Here is a 6,174-nt window from a genome sequence, read left to right as displayed (position 1 = left end):
AGAAGAGGCCTAAACCCCTGACGGTTCACTGGTTGCTTAGGTTGACAGCGGCTTCCTCTCCATTGCCTCCGCCTTGGACCTGCCGCGCTTGAGCGTCTACCACCTGCTGGGGGTGATGGAGGAGAAAAGCTTTGGGCTCGATGCCTCAAATGTCTATCGAAAGGAAGTCAACGATCGGGCTAACGGCTACTCAAGACGGAGGCTACTCAAGAAGGACATGAAGTCGGCGGAAACTCTATATCGCGAATTTCAAATGTTGATACAGGAATCAATGAATTTAGTCGCTCAAACATTCTCGCGGTTTCAGCATCGTTTCTGATCCCGCCCTCCACTTCGTTCAGATAATTCGCAAAAAAATCTCTCAATGGTCTGGAATCAATTTTCAGGTCATCACATTCCTTAACGTAGGGCGGATCGGCATGAAGGCAAAGGAGCAACATTTCGGACACACGAGGGTAGTGCGGACGCAAGGCCGGTTGGAAGTACGGTATGTCCAATACCCGAGCACCTAGACTGCCATAGAAGCGAAGGCGACGAATTGGGTCGCCATACTCGGGGCTTGTCACGTGATATGCAGGATTTTCGACTTCGGCCAAGATGAGACAAGGCTGATAACTCCTCCTCCACTGCGACATTGCATGGTCGTAAAGGCCCTTGCCTATCCCCTTTCCCCGGAATAAGCGGTCCGTCACGAGGTATGACAGCAATAGGACCCTACTCGATTCTGACCACTCTGCAATAGCCACTGCTAGCGGTAATCCCAGTTCGGAATAGCAATAAAACGCTTCAACTCGGCCCGAGTCTAATCCTTGCTCTAAGGATTGCAAGTCTGCGAGTTCCTCTTCAGGAAAACTTGGACGTAGTAGCCGCACGTAGGCACTTCTCAACGCAAGGTGGTTCCGGTTGGTGACAATCTTCATTGGGGAATCACTCTGGAATGGTTGGCGCCTATGTCCGCAATAGGGGGATCTGACTGAGAGCGGCACGGTTGGTCGTTCTTCTTTTTACCGATAGGGGAAGGTTCCTGGCGAAGTCCATGCAATAGATAAGTCGTGAACCCGATAACGACGGCCACCAGTAAAACAAGGGCCACTAGAACAAGAGATTGTTCGTCCTCAAAATCGTAGCCATCTCGCACGATGGAAAAAAGACCAGAAAACCCTATCCCAGTAACAATGGCTAAGAAAATATCGATGCGAGTTCGGTTGGCGCGCTCAACTTTATTTTCCCGCTGCTCCTGCTCCTCGTGAATCCGGCTCAATCGTTGATCCGACAGGGAATGAAGTACGTCAGCCAGCACGTCGTCTACAATATTGATATAATCTCGCTGAAGCTTTTTAAAGTCTGCCGCGTTAAGCAATTCATCCAACGTTCTTCGCGCCACCGAGGAAGTGACCAATGAGGGCGAGGCGATAAACATGAGATCAAGTCTGCCATCTATTACAAATGTACGTAACTTGAAGGCTAGGTGCTCGATCCCTGACTGGTATTGCCCCAGACTCGCTGTTATTTCCTTTGCTCTCTCGTAATTCGTAGACCCAACATATTGTCCTTCACCAACGGCGTGCGAGATTTTCCGTAGGATATCTAGCTGCTCGTCAATCCGCATGCGAGCTTCACGGAGCGATCGTAAGTCGTCAGCCAATCTTCTGTTCCATGCGGAAAATAAACCGGGCAAGCTGACCGCGAATTCTGCTAGTTCAATCACTCCTTGTACTTGAAAATTGGGAGATCCGAAGGCGCAGACCAAAGTATTGTTCCCATTATCCAAGATAAGGCACTCGTCTAATTCGGGAGCATGAATAACTGTTCCGGACCCGGGCGATTGGGTGGCCCATTCCGTTATTGATCCGGCGCCGTAACGAACAGGGTTGGCGAGTAGTTGAAATCCAAACTTTGTGCGCAGTTCGCCGACTCTGTTCGTGAGGATGTTTGTGTTAGTACCGGGCCTCTGCCCACCAGCTTCCTGTATCCATACGATGGTTTTATAGGTGCCTGGCCGGAAGATGGCTTCGCATTTGCGATCCGCTGAAGAAAGCTGTTTCGGAAGCGCCTGAATTATACGGCGTGCGAAGTCAATGAGGTTCTTCCACGTTGCACCGGGGGAACCACGATTCTCTGTTTTTAGCGGAGCGCCCAATCTAGCACAATCTGAATATTGGGCCGACACCCTAGTGAGCGACCTGTAGAGGTCTTGGGCGTTTGCATCCCTAATTTCGCCTTCAATAAGTAGGATATGATTCCCCAACTCAGAGAAACGTAATTCAGGTATCAAACGTACATCGTTCTCATATTCGAAATCTGGCAAGATTAGGGCTGGCAGTCGGACTGCTGCCCCTCTGTATTCGCGGGTAAAGGGATCTTCGCCATTCCAAACATCGGCCAGCTTAAGTTCATTTTCAATCCTTAGGGATGCTACGCCATCGAGATGCCATTGAACCCGGTCGAGTGCGTCTTGACGAATTTTTTGAATTAGGTATTTGGGGCTTATGCCCAGCAGGCCAAAGGGATAAATGTAGAATATTTTTCCGCGTCTTACGTACAAGTGCGGTACGTGCGCCGCAGCACGCAGTCCTTCAAGACTGAGCCTGTGAGCACGGAGCTCTGTTCTGTCAATCGTGTCGGAACTGCTTTCTTCGGCAAGTTTTAGCTCTTCAATTGCAGAGTTCAGATCCACGTTTTCACTGGTAAAGTATTTTCGTGCTGCCTTCGCGGCTTTGGATAGGCTTTCGTAGTACTGCGTCTCTCGTTCTGCTACCTCTCTTGCGAATGCGGATAGCGGATTCGTCGAATACATCTCCACCTGGTGATTCAATCTCTGCGCTTCTTGCCAGGCGGACTCTGCTTGCTCTCCATGGAGTTTCAGCGATCCTGACGCAGCTGCAATCTCGACAGTAACCTCTCGTTTTAGCAGCCTAAGGAGGCCAAGTGATAACACACATTCCTGTGTGTTTCTTTTGCTAAAGAGAATAACAGCATCGATAATGCTGAGTATCGGCTCTGTTTTCCAAGTACATTCCCAGGCGTCGTTGCACAGTGCCCAAATGTAGAGGTTAAGCAGAGTGGTTGTGTCGTGTGTTTTACTTGCAACTGAGTATGCACGCCTCACTGTTCGTTCAATTCTTTTCTTTCGCTCCTTCAAAGATTCCCGGTCTTCTCCATCCCCGAGTAAGACATGTTCATTTTCTGTCCATGAGTTCCAGGTAGCGAGTGACGGAAGAGAGTCGAATTCAACCTGCTTGAATTCGCCAGAAATGGTCAGTACGTCCCTCAGCCAGTCCCTAATTGGTTCAATATCTCTGTGGATTCTCAGAGCCTGTATGGCGAGATCTGCGATTGGGTCCATTCGAGCCTCCGAGTTTTTCAGCAGTCAGGATTCCATAGATTTGGACGCAGGTCGCCGGTTATTCTTGTGGACTCCAGAACCCAGCGGCACGACATGGTCGGTGTGACGGTGGCCAATGCCGATTCCCTTCGGTGCTTTGATTGGCTGAAAATCATCGCTTGTCGCTCTGAAAGTAGTAGTTAGGCCAGTTAGCGTTGGCATGCATCCTAAGGGGAAGCCGTTACTGTGCCGTTACTGCAGGCTTTGCGGACTGCATGAACACACCTGTGCTGTGTCGTGGATTCGCTGACGAGAAAGTTCCCGTCTTTACCTGGACTGGGCAAACCCGAGGGCCCCGCACGTGCTGATCGCCAACTCCAACCTGGTGGGGGCTGGGCCACCTGGCCGGAATTCCGCCGGCTGGAGGCCGAGGGCCTGACCATGTACGGGCCCCGGAGGGATCTGCAGCGCGTTGACCTTCATCGTCACGCCCCCAATGAACTGACTTGAGTTGCGCTGATGTGGCCACCGTCAGCCTAGCGCGCGACGCGACAAAATAGGCGACCAACGCCTGTTGAACTCGCACAATCGACCCGGTCCGCCGTCGTCGTACACCACCCACTGGAGACTCCTGTAAGCACCTCCGCCAAACTCATGGGAGGGCTCTTCGAAAGGGAAGCGCGCCAGGGGAGCGTTCTGGTGCCACAGGCGGAGCTGAACGAAGCGAGCGGTGCCCGGGCAGCGAACCCAGACGCCGCCGTACTTCTTGAGTATTTGCACCTGATTGCAGCGTCGAATTTCAGCTGTTCGTGGTCCGTCTTACTCGACAACGACGTTCAGACTGTGGGTAATGGGCGACTGCCATGGGTCGCCCGTTACAATGTCGATCCCCGCCTGCCCTGGCATGACCGCCCGGAACAGAACGGTACTGGGTGCCCCCAGCGGGCTGAGCACCTGCCCATCGGTGCCCAGCACGCTGGTATTCAGTATCCCGATGAGTTCGACAGCTGTTCCTGTCCGGAGATGACCGCCCGTCGCGGCGAACCGGAGCACGTCCCCGACCTCGACCACAAGTTCCGCGGGTAGATCCTGCTGACTCGGCTCGAGGTCAATCAGCCGGCTCACCTCGTAGGCTCCTGGCGATCCGGGGCCTCGCATTCCTTCATGGGTTCACCCTTATCAGACGGAGACGTCCTCCGACTCATCCCATTCAATACAGTGCAGCGCGGCGTTCGTCTCGACGTTGTCGGTTATCGAGTGAAGGACCTTGGGATAGATAGTTCCGGCAAAGGCGAAATCGGTGGCATTGATGTCGAGACCGCCGCGGATCGGTTGGCCGTCATAGGTAATCTCCCCGGGTAGCTGGTAACACATAATGGAGTCCTGATCCGGATCCGTACCGATAATCGAATTGCCCCCCAACGGGGTCAGCACCTGCTGGTCGACCATGGTCTTGTCCCAGCCTTGCGCCCTGAGGAAGTACCTGTAGGCCTTCGCCGGATCAATGCGGGCGACCAGGGCTTTGCGCATATGTTCGTGCGGGAATCCGAGCGTGTGTCCAGCTTCGTGTCGAACGACCCGGCGGTACTCGTCTTCCGGGGTGTTCATAGTGAAACCTTCCAGATTCATGGTCTGTCGGTTCTGCGGTACGAGCTTGATGTCGGTTCCGAGATAGGAGTAGTAGCCTCCCGGTCCCCGGGAGATTCGCACATCGCCGATCCCATTGGTCTCGGCGAACGAGATGCCCGCGGTTTTTGTCCACGCATTCAAATGGCTGACGATTTGATTACGTAGGTCTGAAGGTGTGCTCTCCATGAAGCTCACCGACAGCCGCTTGGGCTGAGGCCCCCAGTACTTGGCCGTGTTGATGGTGGCCCTCATGGGCAGGTCTGTGGGCATGTTATCGACGGGGGGGGGGCAGTTCTAGTAGCGGTGCGTTGACCGGATAGATCCGCATTGCTACGTGGGCCGCTTTCTCCCACAACCGAGGCGGCAGTGTCATGATCCGGCAGCCGTCAGTCACACCGGCCTTGCCATCACCTGAGGTAGCAGCATTTTCCGTGAATCTCCTGGCTATGCGGCCAATCTGGAGCAGTGCATCCTGGATTTCGCTCTGGTTGGTTGTCATCAGGTTTCCTCCGCTTTCGTGCGTAATTTCTGGTTGGGCATGAAGGCTCACGAACCCTTGCTTCCGGCATTCAGAAATTCATCGGCAAGGTGGATCATTGCTGCCGCGTCCGTTCATGCTAGTGAACGCGGAACCCGGTGCGAGGAGGATGGTTCCGTCACTGTCCTCGACGGGAATCCGGCCCGAGGGCGAGCTGCGAAAAAGATTATCGAGCTGAGGGCCGGGCGTGCGCAGCAGTTCGTTGACAGCTGTGGCTGTATGTGTCATGAAGCCGGCTCTTCCCGCTGTGTTCACTCCACTGGGCCAGGAGAAAGGCAATCGGGGCCTTTGTCCTTCAAAGACAGTGAACCCGGCCGGCCGTTACGGCGGCGTTATCTGAGCTAGGACGGCGGGCTCCCGGTGTCCCCGCGACTATAGCCGGCGGCTCGAACCAGTCGGGAGCGTAACGGATGGGTAACGCCCACACTCCTAACATGAGGGCGCACGGCACGCGACATGCTTCTGGTTTCACCACTCATGTCTTCACTGAATACGAGGAGTCACACAATGGCGACGCGCCTTGATCAAATCGACTGGGACAATTTAATTCAACGTTCTTTCCACCCGTCGCCCTCGTCCTGGGCAGATCAGGTTTTATACTTCCTACTCATCGACCGTTTTTCAGACGGGCAGGAGGATGGCTATCTGGATATTGCCGGTGCACCCGTGGCAGGTAGCACGC

Annotated in this window: 5 protein-coding genes; all 5 read right to left on the bottom strand. The window is 54.0% G+C overall.

Annotation, left to right across the window (positions count from 1 at the left end; translation table 11 throughout):
• Positions 1-206 precede the first annotated feature (206 nt).
• Positions 207-920 carry a GNAT family N-acetyltransferase gene (locus AC5RW2_RS39740; RefSeq protein ID WP_494030627.1) on the bottom strand — a complete coding sequence of 238 codons (714 nt, stop codon included), beginning with the start codon at positions 918-920 and terminating at the stop codon, positions 207-209.
• Entirely contained in the window at positions 917-3,346 is a 2,430-nt protein-coding gene (locus AC5RW2_RS39735) for a hypothetical protein (RefSeq protein WP_494030628.1), read from the bottom strand. The genes AC5RW2_RS39740 and AC5RW2_RS39735 overlap by 4 nt, the downstream gene beginning before the upstream one ends.
• A 798-nt stretch (positions 3,347-4,144) precedes the next feature.
• A complete protein-coding gene (locus AC5RW2_RS39730; RefSeq protein WP_494030629.1) occupies positions 4,145-4,450 on the bottom strand; it encodes a hypothetical protein in 306 nt (101 codons plus the stop codon).
• Positions 4,451-4,504: 54 nt separating this feature from the next.
• Entirely contained in the window at positions 4,505-5,206 is a 702-nt protein-coding gene (locus AC5RW2_RS39725) for a M12 family metallopeptidase (RefSeq protein ID WP_494036981.1), read from the bottom strand.
• 19 nt (positions 5,207-5,225) lie between these two features.
• Entirely contained in the window at positions 5,226-5,453 is a 228-nt protein-coding gene (locus AC5RW2_RS39720) for a hypothetical protein (protein WP_494036982.1), read from the bottom strand.
• Between the last annotated feature and the right edge of the window lie 721 nt (positions 5,454-6,174).

The organism is Arthrobacter sp. B0316-1-20 (assembly GCF_059091865.1).
This window is presented reverse-complemented; position numbering and strand designations above follow the sequence as displayed.

Bases quoted from the DNA above. Each gene is read 5' to 3' on its own strand.
- AC5RW2_RS39740 (WP_494030627.1), bottom strand. From the start codon at position 920: ATGAAGATTGTCACCAACCGGAACCACCTTGCGTTGAGAAGTGCCTAC.
- AC5RW2_RS39735 (WP_494030628.1), bottom strand. From the start codon at position 3,346: ATGGACCCAATCGCAGATCTCGCCATACAGGCTCTGAGAATCCACAGA.
- AC5RW2_RS39725 (WP_494036981.1), bottom strand. From the start codon at position 5,206: ATGAGGGCCACCATCAACACGGCCAAGTACTGGGGGCCTCAGCCCAAG.
- AC5RW2_RS39720 (WP_494036982.1), bottom strand. From the start codon at position 5,453: ATGACAACCAACCAGAGCGAAATCCAGGATGCACTGCTCCAGATTGGC.